Source organism: Paenibacillus jiangxiensis (assembly GCF_046098255.1).
Lineage (GTDB): Bacteria > Bacillota > Bacilli > Paenibacillales > Paenibacillaceae > Paenibacillus > Paenibacillus jiagnxiensis.
Window position 1 is genome coordinate 21,067 of sequence record NZ_JBJURI010000047.1, and the last position, 14,589, is coordinate 35,655.

Here is a 14,589-nt window from a genome sequence, read left to right on the forward strand (position 1 = left end):
CATCATGCACATAACAGAAGAAGGCCGTTCCCGTTTAAGCGGGAGCGGCCTTTCTGCTAATAACCCAATTATTTTTCTGTTACATTGACAACAACCTTGGCTGTCTTGCCTGCAAACTTCAGAGTGACGTTGGTTTTCCCTTTGCTGATGCCTTTTATCACTCCGTCTTTGGCCGTAGCCACAAGAATTCTGGAGGAGGCCCACACCCCTTTTTTCGTTACATCCCCCTCCGAACCGTCCATATACGTAGCCGTTCCGGTCAGTTGTACCTGCTGGCCGACAGTAAGGTTCAACAACACCTCGCTGGTTTCAAGGTATTTCAGTGCATCTACCGTAACCGGCACTCTGACCGTTTTACCGCCGTATTTTGCCGTAATATTGGTCTTTCCATATCCGGTTGCCGTTACGGTACCGCCTTTCACGGTTGCCACCTTGTAGCTGCCTGTTGTCCATTCTGCTTTATTAGTGACGTCGACTTTCGAACCGTCGCTTAGCGTTGCTGTAATTTTAAGATTACCTGTTTCACCGGTTTTTAGCGAAAGGGCAACTTCAGATGCTGTAATTTTGGTGGCCGTGTCTACCTGAACCGTAATGGTTACCTTTTGGCCGCCATATTTTGCAGTAATATTCGCTTTGCCTTTTTTATAAGCAGTGACATAGCCGTTTTTGATGGAAGCAATCGCCGTACTGCTTGAAGACCATTCCGCGTCTTTCGTTACATTTCTTGTATCGCCCTTCGAATTCGTTGCTGTGAGTGTAATCAGTTGTGGTTCATCTCCGGCCGACATGACAATCAGAAACTTATCAGCCTCAAGCTCAGCAGCAAGGCCAACTTCCACTTTAACGGTCGCTTTCAGACTCCCATAGGTTGCAGTTATAGTGGCTTCGCCCTCGGAAATACCTGTGATCAGGCCTGAAGAATCCACCGTCGCAGCTTTGGCGCTGCTTGTGGTCCATTCCGCTTCATTCGTTACATCTTCCGTTGTTCCATCTTTGTAGGTTACCGTCAGCTGCTGCTGATACGTATCATCAATATCGAGAACGAGTGATTTGGATTTCACTTCCAGCTTCGTAGGCTCGCCAACTGTAACGGTAACTGTTGCTGTTTTGCCATTGTAGGTTGCGGTAATAACCGCAGTCCCTTTGTTGTAAGCCGTCAGCTTACCCTTGTTTACATATACAATACTGTCCTTATCCGATGTCCAGGTCGCGCTATCCGTTACAACCTCCGTCGATCCGTCCGTATAGGTTACTTTGGCTGTCAATTGAACGGGTTCGCCATTCGGGGACATGGAAATTTTCGAGCTGCCGATGTCCAAATGGGATGCCGTCTCTACATTTACGGTAATGGTGGCCGATTTACCGCCATATGTCGCTGTAACCGTAGCGGTCCCGGAGTTATAAGCCGTGATCAGTCCTCCATCGGACACATAGGCAATATCCTCGTTGCTTGATGCCCACGTTGCCTGGCTCGTAACATCAGTTCCATTTTCATCCTTCAACACAGGCTGATGAGTGCCTTTGACATCAAGATAGACTTCTGATTTATCCACGCTCAGCTTGTTGACCTGGCCCACCTTTACAGGAAGGGTTGCCGTCTGTGTGCCGTAGCTTGCAGTAATCGTTGTGGTACCTGCACTGTAACCAATCACATAGCCTTCCTTCACATCTGCTACAGACGGGTTGCTGGACGTATAAGAAGCGCTTGCTGTCACATTTTTACGGGTACCGTCCGCAAACGTCGCAGTCAGCTCCAGCTGCTGTTTCCCGCCAACCGAATCAAGATTTACCTGGCTTTGGTTAAAGTCAAGATAACGGGCAACCTCCACGCTTACCTTGATCGTTACCGTTCTGTCCCCGTATTTGGCAGTGATCGTTGCTGCTCCTGCTTTATTGCCGGTGACTTTTCCTTTATACACGCTGGCAATGCTCTCATCGCTCGATGTCCACTGAGCGTCAGCCGTAACATCCTTGGCAGCGGCCTCAGGATAAGAAGCCGTCAATTTAAGCTGCTTTTCCCCGCCAATTTCGAGATAAAGGTCCTCATTGTCGACAGTCAGCTTGCTTGTTTTTTCGACCGTTACGTTGATGGTCACCGTCTTCGTTCCGTACTCTGCCTTAATGACTGCGGTTCCCTGCTTATAAGGGGTAATGCTGCCTTTCAGCACATCGGCCACCGTTTCATCACTGGAGGACCACTCGGCATTCGCCGTTACGTCCTCGGTCGTTCCGTCAGGAAAAGTTGCCGTCAACGTGACCTTCTCCGGAGCATCGCTAAGCAGAAGGGAGACGTCCGTGGTGCTTGGTGTAATGCGCTTCACCACATCCACAGTGACTTCAACGGACACTGTCTGCTTGCCGTATACGCCAGTAATGGTAGCTGTCCCGGCTCCAACACCCGTTACTGCTCCATTCACGACCGTTGCAACAGCGGAATTGCTGGATGCCCACTCCGCCTCATTGGCCACGGTATTGTCTGTCGTATTATCACTGTAAGTGGCTGTAAGTGTAATTTGTTCAGAAGTTCCTTTGCGGATATTCAGGCTCATAACATCTGCAGTCAATGCTTTCACTTTCTTGGTGACTGTGATTGAAGCCGATTGGGAAAATGTTTTGCCGTCCCCGTCCTTGAAAATAGCAACGATCGTTGCCGTTCCCACCGACTTCGCGGTAACTGTACCGTTATATACGGAAGCAATGGAAGTGTCGTCACTTGTCCAATCGGCATTGATCGTTACATCCGATGTCTTGGCGTCGCTATATATAGCAGTAGCGGTCAGCTTTAACGTTTCGCCAACCATCAGCTGGCCGCTGTTCGCTGAAAGAACAATTTTCGAAACAGCAGCACTTGCAGCCCACGCCGGTGCGGCACCGACGAGCAGCAGCAGGAAGGACAGCATGATCGCAAGCGGTTTGGTCAAACGGTTCCTCAAATGATTTACCTCCGATATATGTTTATTCTTTAAACCTCATAAGTTCATATATCGGTAGATGCTGGGAAAAAATTAACCTACTTTAGTCCTATTTTGACACCAATCATGGGATAAACGAACTTCATAACCGCTTGATCCATGGTCAACCCCCCGCTTTCATACCCAATCTGTATTCTGTCGGAGTCATACCGCACTTGCGGCGGAACACCTGTGTAAAATGTCTGACATCATGGTACCCGATCCGGTCGGCAATGTCGGCCAGCTTCAACTGGGGATCAAGCAGCAGCTTTTTGGCCTGCTCCATGCGCAGGCTGATGACATAATCCTTGTAGCCCTGACCGGTCTTCTGCTTGAACAGCTGGCTGAAATATACGGGATTCAGAAAGACGACGGAAGCCACCTTCTCAAGAGACAGATCCTCTGTAAAATGTGCACGAATGTACTGTAGCGCCACATCCACCGTATGAATCCCCTCCTTCAGAGATTCATCTCTGCCGGATACCAGGCTGCCCTCCAATGAACTGCGCAGCGACGCAACCGCATCGGGAATACCCGCAAAATCATAGTGTGGCCCGGAAACCACCGCCTGGAAGGGCAGCTTCAGACATCTTCGCAAATGTTCCTTCAGCAGGCCGATCAGCCTGTTGGCCTCCGATTCATTCTGAAGGCGGGCGATGCCGAGCAGGCTGTACCGGTCCAGGCTGATGACAAAACCATTGCCGGTTGTTTCCAAAATTTCGGAGAGGACATTTTCAATAATAAAATGCTCCAGATGATTTTTTCGCTCCACTGCCTCCATGCCAACCATGAAAAGGTTGAATTGCGGATAGTTCTCCACGAAAGGGCGAATATCCAGCTTGCCTGTATCCAAGCCGAGCGCATAGCGCTGAAATACGGCTTCTCTCAGATATCCCAGACTGGACTTCAGCAGCTTGCCTTCCTTCACTCTTTCCGACTCGGCCTGTACTTCTCCTGCCAGCGTCTCCACACATTCCAGCAGCTTTTTTTTGCCAATCGGCTTCAGCAGGTAATCCTTTGCCCCAAGACGAACCGCCTTCTGGGCGTATTGAAATTCGGAGTGCGCAGAGATGACCACCCACTGCAGGTGCGGGTGCTTGCGCTTGGAGATCCGCATAAACTCAAGACCGTCCATACCCGGCATCAGGATATCAGTCAGCACAATATCCACGGGATGCTCTGTCAGAATTCCCGCCGCTTCCTCCGTGGAAGCGGCCGCATAAATACGGCTGTCCGGCCAGGCCTGATGAAGGGTACGCCCAATGCCCTGGCGGATGGCATGCTCGTCATCAGCTATCAATATATTCATCGCTTTTCCTCTCCTTTGGAAGCGGAATGGTTACGGTAATTTTGGTTCCTTTCCCAGGTTTCCCTGTGATTCCAAGTCCAAATTCCTTGCCGAACATATGATGCAGACGCATTTGCAGATTCTGTAAGCCGATATGGCCGGTTCTGCCGCTGATGCTCTGTTTCCCCGGATTAGCCAGCGCATACCGGACCTCGATCAGACGCTCCGAGGTAATGCCGACGCCGTTGTCAGCAATCGTCAGCCGCAGCGTGTGCCCCGCTTCCTCGGCACGGACATGCAGCTCACCGCGCATATTCGGCTCCAGCGGCTCCAGTCCATGCTTGACCGCATTTTCAATCAAAGGCTGAAGCGTCATTTTGGGAATGCGTATATCCATCCACCGCTGGCTGATATCCATGAGGACGGTAACCCTGCCTTCCAGACGGGCCTGGATAATCGTCAGATAGTGCCCCATCTGCTCGACCTCCTCGCGCAGACTCACCTCCGCCCCCTCTTCCCAATGGCTGCTGTAACGGAACAGATGGGATAAGGACAGCACCACCTCACCGAGCTGATCCTGTCCCTTCTCATCCAGCAGCCAGTAGATCATATCAAGCGTATTGTATAAAAAATGAGGATTTACCTGCGTTTGCAGGGCATGCAGCTCGGCATTTTTCTCACTGACCGAAGATATCTTGACCAGCTCGATCAACTCCTCGATCCGCCCGACCATATGGTTAAAGGAATCCACCAACTGATTCACCTCCTGATAAGAGGTGACTTCCAGCCTCCGCCGGAAATTGCCTGTCTCGACCAGCTTCATTTCCCGAATCAGCCGCTTTAGAGGCTGCGATATGCTTCTGGACACCACCAAGGCAATGAGGGCGGACAGAATGATCAGCACAGGGGCGACAATCAGCAGAAAGCGCTGGGTTTGCGCCAGTTCAACATTCAAGTCCCGGTTTGGAGTTACACTGATCACGGACCAATCGGCAAAAGGAAGCCTGGAAGCTATGACAACCTGCTGGTCGCCCCTTTCAACGATGACGTCATCGCCGCCGTTCGCCTGCAGCCTTTCAAGGGAAGGAGGCGGGCTGGTGGAGGTTGCCGAGACAATCCTTCCCCCCTGGCCCACCAGGTAAACCTCGCTATTTGGACCGACGCGAAGATTATGAAGAGCAGCCAGTATGGACTTGGGCTCTGCTTCAATCAGCACGATACCAATTGGCTTGTGTTCATCCAGATCGTAGAGCTGACGTCCAAATGCAAAAACAGGCCTCTTCTCCATCTGGTCAATAACCGAATGGGGATAGACGCCAAGCCAGGCAATTTTGCCTGCGGATTTCTTGATTTCCTGATACCATTCCGAATGCATGTATTCTGGATCTATAACATTCATGTAGTTGCCGTAGTTATATACCTTGCCGTTGTCCTTTAATACATGAATGCCAATCAAATCTTCCCGCGAATAATAAATAGCGCCCAGAATATTTGTAATTGTCCGTTCATTAATATAAGCAACCGCCTCTGGCTGATTAGCCGTTTCCGTACCGAGCAGCCGCACAAGGTCAAGGTTGTTGGTAATGGATTTCGTAAGACTGTTATAGCTGTTCAGCAGCAGATCGAATAACCCGGCGGTTTGGGACACGTTCTTGCGGGCCAGATCGCTGATTTTATCGTGGAACTGAACGGTGGTCCGGTTATAGAACAGCAGACTTACCGCCAGCACAATGCCTGACATGCAGAAGAGGAACAGAATGAACAGCCGGTGATGAATGGATTGAAAACGGCGCTGCAAGCCCATGTACGCTCCTTTCGTCTCGTTTGTCCCGTCTGCTCCTCCAGAATACAGATCATGTAGCGGACAAGCCTTGTTCAGCCCTTAACCGCGCCGGCAACCATACCTTTCGTAATCCGTTCGGAGAGCAGGAAATAAATGATGATGACCGGAAGCGCTCCCATCACGAGATAAGCGCCAATATTACCGTAGTTGACAGAATATTGGCTAACGAACGTATAGATGCCGAACGGCAGCGTCTTCAGCTTTTCCGAGGAGATAAATGTGGCTGCCATGATATATTCATTCCAGATATTAATAAACGTAAGAATGCAGACGGTCATGACCGGCGGTAAAGAAATAGGCAGAATGATGCTCCGGAAAATCCGGTATATGCTCGCCCCGTCCATATAAGCCGATTCCTCAATCTCATGGGGAATGGACCTCATAAATCCGCTGAGGATAAAGACGGCAATCGGTGTCTGGAACGCAATGTAGGGCAGAATCAATGACAAATGGGTATTGAGGATATTTACATTTTTGAAAATGACCATCAAGGGCAGCAGCGTGGCCTGCATGGGAATCATCATACCTACGAGAAACACCAGCATGATTATTCCGCCATACCGCCAGCGGAAGCGTGTAATCGCATAGGCCGTCATGGAGCTAAGCAGAATGACACAGACCATCGTCACTCCAGTAACGAACACACTGTTGGACAGGTACTGCAGATAATTGCCTGACTCATATGCCTCCTGATAGTTACTCCAACGTGGTGTTTCGGGAAGAGCAAAGAAGCTGCCTCCCAGAATCTCCTCATTGGTCTTCAGTGAGTACGTCAGCAGCCAAAACAGCGGATACAGCTGCGTAACAACGAGAACCGCGAGCACGGCGTATACGATCACTTTTTTAAACGTTTTCATCGGCTCCGGCCTCCTTAGTTTACCTTATTCTCAATTCGTTTGAAAACAAAATTTATAACGACTGTAAACACAAGACAAAACACGACCAGGAAGGATGCCAAAGCGCTGCCGTATCCGTATTTCATCGACAGGAAGGACATGCCGTACATGTAGGTGGCCACGGTGTCTGTAGCATGGGCCGGACCGCCGCCTGTCATGACCCAGATCAGATCGAAGGATTGCAGCGAGCCGATAAAGGCCAGAACGATGGAAATTTTAAAGATCGGTACGACCAGCGGCAGCGTGACATAGCGGTCGGCTTTGAAGCCTTCGGCACCGTCAATTTTGGCCGCTTCATACAATTCATTGGGGATGTTCTGTACGCCGGTAAACTGAATCAGCAGGTGATAGCCAAAGTACTGCCACAGGGAGACAAAGTAGAGCGAATACATCGCGATATCAGGCTCAGTCAGCCAGTTGTGGGTCCATGATTCCAGTCCCAAAGCCGTGAGGACACCGTTCAGCATGCCGCCCATCGAAGCGGGATTGTAAATGGTTTTCCAGAGCTGGCCAATGATGACGACAGACAGAATCACAGGCAGAAAGTACATGGTAACGAGCGTATTGGCTTTTCGCACGTATCTGTTCAACAGGATCGCAATCAGCAGGCATACCGGAATTTCGATCATCGAAAATACCGCAAACATAATCGTCCGCTTCACGGAAGGCCAGAACAATGGGTCATCGGTCAAAAATTTCTGGAAATTGGCGAGGCCTACAAACTTGGCATCCGAGATTCCGTTCCAATCCAGCAGTCCGCTGTAAATGGACACCAGAATCGGTATGAACACCATACATACATAAAGCAGCAGACAGGGTAATACGAATACCGCTATGGTACCGGCTCGTACTTTTAATACATTCATGGTTCTCCTCCTTTATCTGTATCTCTTACTCTATCCTCTATTGCCGGACTTTTTTGCCGATCCTGAAAGCAGGGAAGGAACCGGAAGGCTCCCTCCCCGCCGCAGGCCGGGTATTCTGTTATTGCGGATTGGCTTCAAAGGCGGTCTGGTGCTCCTGTGCTACCTGGGCCGGGTCTGCCTCCGTGACGAACAGATTTTGAATGCTGCTCAGATGCGCCTGAGCCACTGCAGGGTTCATCGTATTATCGAAGGCAAGATCTCCGCCTTTAATATTTTTGAACAATTCGTTCAGGCCGATGGCAAGGTTCGAATAGCCTGCCGCTTTAAAGTCGCCTTCAATTTTGTGGCCGCTGCCTACCGCGTCCTTAAGCTCAAACCGGACTTTAGGCATTTCGGTCATGAAGTAATGCAGGAAGTCCTTGGTTTCTTCCAGATGCTCGCTGTTCGCCGAAATCGCAAATGCGCTGCCTGGCGCAATAATATAATCGTTGACATCCCCTTTGCCATTCACAGTTGGGAACTGGAATGCGGCCACTTGATCCGCTACAGAGGACGCGTCAATGGCTCCGGTCTCCCAGGTGCCCATGATGTACATAGCCGCTTTGCCTGTTTTGAAAATGTTGCCGCCGGCATTATAATCGATCGATGTTGCTCCATCCGGGAATGCCCCGGCTTTGACCAGCTTTTGGAATGCATCTACGGCTTCAACGAATGCAGGATCATTGAATGTTTTTTTGCCATCAATGACGTCCTGTAAAAAGCCCGGGCCGCCGTTCGTGCGAAGGAGGATGTTCATGAACAGCAGCGAGCCAGTCCAGGAGTCCTTTTCACCGATAGCGATCGGGGTAATTCCTTTGGATTTCAAGGTTTTAACGACTTCGAGCAGCTCATCGAACGTTTTTGGCGTTTCCTTAATTCCGGCTTGATCGAACAAAGCCTTGTTATAGTACACGACTTCGATGTTATTACCATCAGGAAGCGCGTATACGTTGCCGTCGAAGCTGTAATATTCCAGCAAACCGTCCTGGAATTTATCCTTCAGATTGTCGCGGTCCACCACGTCATTAAGCGGTGCCAACAGTCCAGCTTCAACGAAGGGCTGCATTTGGGCCGCCGGGTTCACGATGGTGATATCCGGAACCTCTTTGGAGGCAGCTTGCGTTTTCAGCTTCAGCTTCTGCTGGTCTGTATTCAGTGAGTCGAGCTCAATCTTAATGTTCGGATGATCCTTTTCATACTGCTCAACGAGCTGGTTCATCATTTTATGTGCGGGAGTCGTAGGATCGGGATAAATGTTCTGGAATGTAATTGTAACCTGTTCCCCGCTTTTTTCTCCGCCGTTGCTGCTGGAATTATCTGTAGTTCCACCGCCTTCCTGCCCGCCGCCGCATGCCGCCAGCATGAAGATCATTGCGCTCGCCATCATCAAGGCAAACGCTTTCATTTTTCCTGTACGCATGACCCTTTTTCCTCCTTAAATAAATGAATTAAGCATTTTCTTGCCGTTTGCACAAAGAATTTCTTGTAAAATTCCACTAAGGTGATATGGTTATTATCTTCCAATCAAAGGGTGTGAACAATGTGCGAACTTAGGAAGTGAGGTTTGTTTTTTTAAGGGGTCTTTTTTTACGATATTCCTGCAAACCACTTGCTTTTCTCTTGGATAATAGGCATAATAGGGTTAAATCGATCGTATGATAATGATTATCATTATTGGGACTACAATGATATGTACTATATCGAAGGGGGAAGGAACCCGGTGAACGCAGCTCTTCAAAAGACCTCTCTGCATATTGACGATTACTTGGACCTTCTGAATCTCGCCGTTAAAGTTCAGGATGAGAAGTGGCAGAAGGAAATTCGGCGTAAACTGCAAGGCTTGCTGCAGCATACATCGCAACAGGCCTAGAATAGATGAAAAAGCTAATCCAGGAATGGTTCCTTGATTAGCTTTTTTTCTCATAAACGGCATATTTCATTAGGGCAGTGCCCCTCCTCAGGGCAGCCGCACATCATGCGCAGGTCCTCCATTTGCAAAATGTTGATTTTTCCTTCCTTCATCTCAATCGTGCCCTGTTCTTTGAGCGAGGTAAGCATCCGGTTGACACTTTCACGGGTCGCGCCAATCATTTCACCAAGTTCCGTATGATTCAGTTTGATGTTCAGCAGAATACCATCTTCGTTCTTGACTCCGCATGTATTCGATGCACGGATCAAGGTCGAAGCCAACGCCCCGGTTTTTCCATACAGCAGCAAATCCCTGAAGCGGGATTCCATAATCCGCTGCTTCAGACCGAACCATTTTATAAATTGCACAGCCAAATCCCCATGCCTTGTCATGAGCCCTTCCAGCTCCTTGCCTTGAATGACCCCAACTTCGCATGCATCCGCTGTTTCTGCTGTATAGTTATGCTCCTCGCCGCCCAAGCCCCCGAATTCCCCGATCAGATCCCCTCTGCGTTGAATCGTCAGTAAAAGCTCTTTACCGTCTTCCGTAGATTTGCGCAGCTTAACCCGCCCTGAGCGGATATAGTACAGCTGTCCCGCGGCTTCTCCCTCCATGAAAAGAGTACTTCCCGCTTTAACCTTCTTCCAGGTCATAATGCTTTTCAGCAGTTCAATGTGCTCTTTCGTCAAAAACAAATCGATTCCCGTCCGCTCCGCCTGCGCCGATCCTGCCAGCTTTTCCATATATACTGCAGCCATGCTCATTTCCCCTTCACGTCTTCCTAATACTCCAATCATAATATGATTCACGAAATTGCGTTATCAGGAAATTACCTGATTTTTCTCGTCTTTTAACCCTGAATATGTGTGACTTAAATCACTACATTGTGTGACTATAATCACTACAGTCTGGGTGAGAATATGGTATTTTCCCTTATACTACAACAATATTTTGTAATCGACGGTTATCCACTTGGACATAGGGTGTTCCCCTGCCTTCTTCCGAATGAAGGGAATATATACTCTGGAGATAGCCGGAAAATATATGGTTTTACCTCGTAAAGGAAGTGCTCAGTTATGAATGATCTTTTGCCGGAGGTCAAGGGTGAGCTTGACTCCCTGCGTGCGCTGATTTCATGTGATGTGGCTGCGCTAGCATGGATTCATTCAACGCATAATTCCTTCCGCTGGCGTTATATATCCGGAAACCGTAGTGACCGTTACCGACGAATCTCCTTTAAGCCCGGGTACGGCTTATCCGGCATGGCCGTGAGACTTGGACGTTCCGTAGTGACCAACCCCCTCTTAGGGGATACGTATCGTTTAAGACAGGACTCTGCATTAATGCTTGCGGAACAGCTTCACTCTGCTTTTGTTGCTCCTATTTTTGGCGCGGACGATATTCCCAAAGGTGTGGTACTGGTCGGACAACGGAATACTTACAGCTTTGTTCCCCATGACACTGCTTTAGTGGAACAAACCGCCCGTCGTCTCAGCGCCCTGAAGTTTAGGCTGTCCTGATTCTTCATGCCCGTATCCCTCCCGGACAGGTGCTTTCAGAAAGGAATCCTGCATTGATAGGATTCCTTTCTTTTTGCTATGATGAGGTCATACACGCGATACATCGCCTACGGAGGGATATTTTGGTTCGTATACTTGTTGTTGATGACCATGTTGTCGTCCGGTCCGGTCTGATTGCCTTATTGGATGGAAAGCATGATATTAACGTCATCGGGGATGCCGCCGATGGGGATGAAGCGATCGCCAAGGCGCTTGAATTAAAGCCCGATGTCGTATTGATGGACTTCAGCATGCCCCCTGGCAAGGATGGGCTGATAGCTACAACGGAGCTGAAGAAGCTGCTGCCGGATACCGAGGTCCTTATTTTGACCATGCATGATGATGATGAGTATCTGTTCCGTGCCATTCAGGCAGGAGCCTCGGGATACATTTTGAAAAGCGCGCCCCACGAAGAACTGATCACCGCTATCCAATCGGTTGCCCAGGGAAATGCATATCTGTATGCCAATGCTACCAAACGCCTTATGAGCGAATATTTGGATAAGCTGAAGCAGGAGGGCGGCTCTGGTCCTTATGAATCCTTATCTGAACGGGAAAAAGAAATCTTATCCTGGGTGGCCAAAGGCTACTCCAATAAGGAAATTGCCGAGCACCTCGTGATCAGCGTCAAGACTGTAGAATCGCATAAAAGCAACCTGATGGAAAAGCTCAACCTGAAAACCCGGCCGGAGCTTGTCAAATTCGCTATGAAGAAAGGACTCCTGAATTATGAATAGCCAGTACAAATGGATCTTTCATCAGACGATCGGAGAGCAGGCCGTGTCCCTCATTGAGCAGTTGGATGAACATATTCCGGATGAATACTTTCGTAAGGCGTTGCGTTACTCCCTGCTTCAGCTGTCCGATCTGAAGTTTGCCCTTGATGAATCTTCCATTGTTGCGGTGACAGATCGCAAGGGGACGATTCAGTATGTTAATGATAAATTTTGCGAAATATCAAAGTATAGGCGGGAAGAGCTGATCGGCAAGGATCACCGGATTATTAATTCCGGCCATCATTCCTCCGATTTTATGAAAAATTTATGGAGAACGATCTCCTCGGGAAAAGTATGGCGGGGAGAAATTCGCAACCGTGCCAAAGACGGTTCTTATTACTGGGTTAATACCACGATTGTTCCCATTACGGATGATAAAGGCCGTCCCTATCAATATTTGGCCGTACGTAATGAAGTTACAGAGCTCAAGCAGGTTCAAGCCGAGCTCCAGGGCATGATGACACAGGTGATGCAAATCCAGGAGGAAGAGCGCAAGCGTTTTTCCCGTGAGCTTCATGACGGCATCGGACAAAGTCTGTTTTCCTTAGCCATTCAGATGGATCATGAATTGTCCAAGCAGTCCAATCCTGTAATCCAGGAGCTTCGTCAGCAAGTCACAGCCATTATGGCCGATGTACGAGGGCTGGCTTGGGAGCTTAGACCTTCCGTGCTGGATGATTTGGGCGTTGTTCCCGCGCTCCGTACTTATATTGACAACTACAGCAATCATTACGGAATACAGGTAGACTTCACCTGTTCGCTGCGCAAACGGCTTGATATCCAGAAAGAAATAGCCATTTACCGTATTGTTCAGGAAGCCTTGACTAACATTGCAAAATATGCGGATGTATCGGATGCCACCGTAACTGTTGAGGATCGGAAGTCTGAAGTCAGGGTAACAGTAGAAGACAAGGGGGATGGATTTAAACCTGGACAGGCTGGGCAGGGGGTAGGCCTTTTCAGTATGGAGGAACGGGCACGGGGGGCGGGAGGACGGCTTCGTGTACTGTCCGCAACAGGCAATGGCACCCGTATTGAATTGAATTTACCCGTTGAAGGGAAATAAAAAAGAGAGAGCTCTGTCGGAGAAACAGGCTCTCTTATTTAAGGTGTCACAACTGGTGTGACAAGAATCCGCTAAGATAAAGCAAAAAGCGGGTGATGGGAATCGAACCCACGCTACCAGCTTGGAAGGCTGGAGTTCTACCATTGAACTACACCCGCAAATACAAGATCGGGACGACACGATTTGAACATGCGACCCCCTGGTCCCAAACCAGGTGCTCTACCAAGCTGAGCTACGTCCCGTTATTCATTTATGAGCAATTTCATGAAGTTGTAATGGCGTCCCCTGAGAGATTCGAACTCCCGACCTTTTGATTCGTAGTCAAACGCTCTATCCAGCTGAGCTAAGGGGACATCTTATAAGGGCCATTCATAGTAAAGGCGCCACCCAGATTTGAACTGGGGAATCAAGCTTTTGCAGAGCTTTGCCTTACCACTTGGCTATGGCGCCATTGTGATCATGGAGCGGACGACGGGAATCGAACCCGCGACCCTCGCCTTGGCAAGGCGATGCTCTACCGCTGAGCCACGTCCGCAAAATATGGTGCGGTCGAGAGGACTCGAACCTCCACGGGGGGTTAGCCCACACGGACCTGAACCGTGCGCGTCTGCCAATTCCGCCACGACCGCATATTTTAGAAAAAACTGGTGAGCCATGAAGGACTCGAACCTTCGACACCCTGATTAAAAGTCAGGTGCTCTACCGACTGAGCTAATGGCTCGTAAATGGCTGGGGATATAGGATTCGAACCTATGCATGACGGAGTCAAAGTCCGTTGCCTTACCGCTTGGCTAATCCCCATTATGTAAAAGGGCGATCGATGGGACTTGAACCCACGAATGCCGGAGCCACAATCCGGTGCGTTAACCCCTTCGCCACGACCGCCATGGCATTTAAAAACTGGTGGAGGCTGATGGATTCGAACCACCGAACTCGTAAGAGAACAGATTTACAGTCTGCTGCGTTTGGCCACTTCGCTAAGCCTCCATAAGTGGTGCCGGCGAGAGGACTTGAACCCCCAACCTACTGATTACAAGTCAGTTGCTCTACCAATTGAGCTACACCGGCATATTCAGTTAAAGGTGGCTCGGGACGGAATCGAACCGCCGACACGAGGATTTTCAGTCCTCTGCTCTACCGACTGAGCTACCGAGCCCTGCATCAGGCAGAGCCGACGGATTAAATGAACCTTAACAGATTCTTATCCCTAGCTTTATTAAACGGAACCTCCAAGGTACTCTCACTGTGTGAGAGACTACGAAGTTTATTCAATTCCGATGAACCCTTTTGGGTTCTTATTCCTGAAGCTATTGCAATAGTGGCGGAACCGACGGGATTCGAACCCGCGATCTCCTGCGTGACAGGCAGGCATGTTAGGCCTCTACACCACGGTTCC

General features: G+C 49.4%; 11 protein-coding genes and 13 tRNA genes. 4 read left to right on the forward strand and 20 right to left on the reverse strand.

Features of this window, described 5'->3' with window-relative positions; translation table 11 throughout:
* Positions 1-68 precede the first annotated feature (68 nt).
* The 6 genes from ACI1P2_RS29355 to ACI1P2_RS29380 form a co-directional block, all read right to left on the reverse strand.
* Positions 69-2,933 (reverse strand): Ig-like domain-containing protein, encoded by a 2,865-nt coding sequence (locus ACI1P2_RS29355; RefSeq protein WP_355325750.1) that lies wholly within the window; start codon positions 2,931-2,933, stop codon positions 69-71.
* Positions 2,934-3,075: 142 nt separating this feature from the next.
* Positions 3,076-4,260, reverse strand: a complete 1,185-nt coding sequence (locus ACI1P2_RS29360; protein WP_355325753.1) for a response regulator — start codon at positions 4,258-4,260, stop codon at positions 3,076-3,078.
* Positions 4,241-6,037 carry a cache domain-containing sensor histidine kinase gene (locus ACI1P2_RS29365; RefSeq protein WP_355325789.1) on the reverse strand — a complete coding sequence of 599 codons (1,797 nt, stop codon included), beginning with the start codon at positions 6,035-6,037 and terminating at the stop codon, positions 4,241-4,243. Before ACI1P2_RS29365 ends, ACI1P2_RS29360 begins: the two co-directional genes overlap by 20 nt.
* 77 nt (positions 6,038-6,114) lie before the next feature.
* On the reverse strand, positions 6,115-6,939 hold the full coding sequence (locus tag ACI1P2_RS29370) for a carbohydrate ABC transporter permease (RefSeq protein WP_355325756.1): 825 nt from the start codon (positions 6,937-6,939) through the stop codon (positions 6,115-6,117).
* A gap of 14 nt (positions 6,940-6,953) precedes the next feature.
* Positions 6,954-7,844, reverse strand: coding sequence for a carbohydrate ABC transporter permease (locus ACI1P2_RS29375; RefSeq protein WP_355325759.1), 891 nt, complete (start codon positions 7,842-7,844; stop codon positions 6,954-6,956).
* Between the two features lie 118 nt (positions 7,845-7,962).
* Positions 7,963-9,303: an extracellular solute-binding protein gene (locus ACI1P2_RS29380; protein ID WP_355325762.1), complete on the reverse strand. Its 1,341-nt coding sequence runs from the start codon at positions 9,301-9,303 to the stop codon at positions 7,963-7,965.
* Positions 9,304-9,603: 300 nt separating this feature from the next.
* Between ACI1P2_RS29380 and ACI1P2_RS29385 the strand changes: the two genes are divergently transcribed.
* Complete coding sequence (locus ACI1P2_RS29385; RefSeq protein ID WP_355325765.1) at positions 9,604-9,753, forward strand: hypothetical protein; 150 nt, start codon at positions 9,604-9,606, stop codon at positions 9,751-9,753.
* Between the two features lie 50 nt (positions 9,754-9,803).
* Here the strand turns inward: ACI1P2_RS29385 and ACI1P2_RS29390 are convergent, their stop codons facing one another.
* The gene (locus ACI1P2_RS29390) at positions 9,804-10,550 is read right to left on the reverse strand and encodes a Crp/Fnr family transcriptional regulator (protein WP_355325768.1); all 747 of its coding nucleotides are present in this window, start codon (positions 10,548-10,550) and stop codon (positions 9,804-9,806) included.
* Positions 10,551-10,868: 318 nt separating this feature from the next.
* Between ACI1P2_RS29390 and ACI1P2_RS29395 the strand changes: the two genes are divergently transcribed.
* The 3 genes from ACI1P2_RS29395 (at position 10,869) to ACI1P2_RS29405 (ending at position 13,193) form a co-directional block, all read left to right on the forward strand.
* Positions 10,869-11,312: a GAF domain-containing protein gene (locus ACI1P2_RS29395; protein WP_355325771.1), complete on the forward strand. Its 444-nt coding sequence runs from the start codon at positions 10,869-10,871 to the stop codon at positions 11,310-11,312.
* A gap of 122 nt (positions 11,313-11,434) precedes the next feature.
* A complete protein-coding gene (locus ACI1P2_RS29400; protein ID WP_355325774.1) occupies positions 11,435-12,088 on the forward strand; it encodes a response regulator transcription factor in 654 nt (217 codons plus the stop codon).
* The gene (locus ACI1P2_RS29405) at positions 12,081-13,193 is read left to right on the forward strand and encodes a PAS domain-containing sensor histidine kinase (protein WP_355325777.1); all 1,113 of its coding nucleotides are present in this window, start codon (positions 12,081-12,083) and stop codon (positions 13,191-13,193) included. Before ACI1P2_RS29400 ends, ACI1P2_RS29405 begins: the two co-directional genes overlap by 8 nt.
* Before the next feature lie 87 nt (positions 13,194-13,280).
* Here the strand turns inward: ACI1P2_RS29405 and ACI1P2_RS29410 are convergent.
* From ACI1P2_RS29410 to ACI1P2_RS29470, 13 genes are all read right to left on the reverse strand, one after another.
* Positions 13,281-13,351: transfer RNA gene (locus tag ACI1P2_RS29410), tRNA-Gly, on the reverse strand.
* 10 nt (positions 13,352-13,361) lie between these two features.
* A tRNA-Pro gene (locus ACI1P2_RS29415) sits at positions 13,362-13,435 on the reverse strand.
* A 34-nt stretch (positions 13,436-13,469) separates the two neighbouring features.
* Positions 13,470-13,546, reverse strand: a tRNA-Arg gene (locus ACI1P2_RS29420).
* Positions 13,547-13,571: 25 nt separating this feature from the next.
* Positions 13,572-13,643, reverse strand: a tRNA-Cys gene (locus ACI1P2_RS29425).
* Positions 13,644-13,653: 10 nt separating this feature from the next.
* A tRNA-Gly gene (locus ACI1P2_RS29430) sits at positions 13,654-13,728 on the reverse strand.
* Between the two features lie 6 nt (positions 13,729-13,734).
* A tRNA-Leu gene (locus tag ACI1P2_RS29435) sits at positions 13,735-13,822 on the reverse strand.
* A 16-nt stretch (positions 13,823-13,838) separates the two neighbouring features.
* Positions 13,839-13,914, reverse strand: a tRNA-Lys gene (locus ACI1P2_RS29440).
* 5 nt (positions 13,915-13,919) lie between these two features.
* A tRNA-Gln gene (locus tag ACI1P2_RS29445) sits at positions 13,920-13,994 on the reverse strand.
* An 11-nt stretch (positions 13,995-14,005) separates the two neighbouring features.
* A tRNA-His gene (locus tag ACI1P2_RS29450) sits at positions 14,006-14,078 on the reverse strand.
* A gap of 16 nt (positions 14,079-14,094) precedes the next feature.
* Positions 14,095-14,180, reverse strand: a tRNA-Tyr gene (locus ACI1P2_RS29455).
* Between the two features lie 5 nt (positions 14,181-14,185).
* Positions 14,186-14,261 (reverse strand) — tRNA-Thr (locus ACI1P2_RS29460).
* A 15-nt stretch (positions 14,262-14,276) separates the two neighbouring features.
* Positions 14,277-14,349 (reverse strand) — tRNA-Phe (locus ACI1P2_RS29465).
* Positions 14,350-14,512: 163 nt separating this feature from the next.
* Positions 14,513-14,589: transfer RNA gene (locus tag ACI1P2_RS29470), tRNA-Asp, on the reverse strand.

Excerpts from the sequence above, each read along its gene's own strand:
- ACI1P2_RS29360 (WP_355325753.1), bottom strand. The coding sequence starts at position 4,260 with ATGAATATATTGATAGCTGATGACGAGCATGCCATCCGCCAGGGCATT.
- ACI1P2_RS29370 (WP_355325756.1), bottom strand. The coding sequence starts at position 6,939 with ATGAAAACGTTTAAAAAAGTGATCGTATACGCCGTGCTCGCGGTTCTC.
- ACI1P2_RS29375 (WP_355325759.1), bottom strand. The coding sequence starts at position 7,844 with ATGAATGTATTAAAAGTACGAGCCGGTACCATAGCGGTATTCGTATTA.
- ACI1P2_RS29380 (WP_355325762.1), bottom strand. The coding sequence starts at position 9,303 with ATGCGTACAGGAAAAATGAAAGCGTTTGCCTTGATGATGGCGAGCGCA.
- ACI1P2_RS29390 (WP_355325768.1), bottom strand. The coding sequence starts at position 10,550 with ATGGCTGCAGTATATATGGAAAAGCTGGCAGGATCGGCGCAGGCGGAG.
- ACI1P2_RS29395 (WP_355325771.1), top strand. The coding sequence starts at position 10,869 with ATGAATGATCTTTTGCCGGAGGTCAAGGGTGAGCTTGACTCCCTGCGT.
- ACI1P2_RS29405 (WP_355325777.1), top strand. The coding sequence starts at position 12,081 with ATGAATAGCCAGTACAAATGGATCTTTCATCAGACGATCGGAGAGCAG.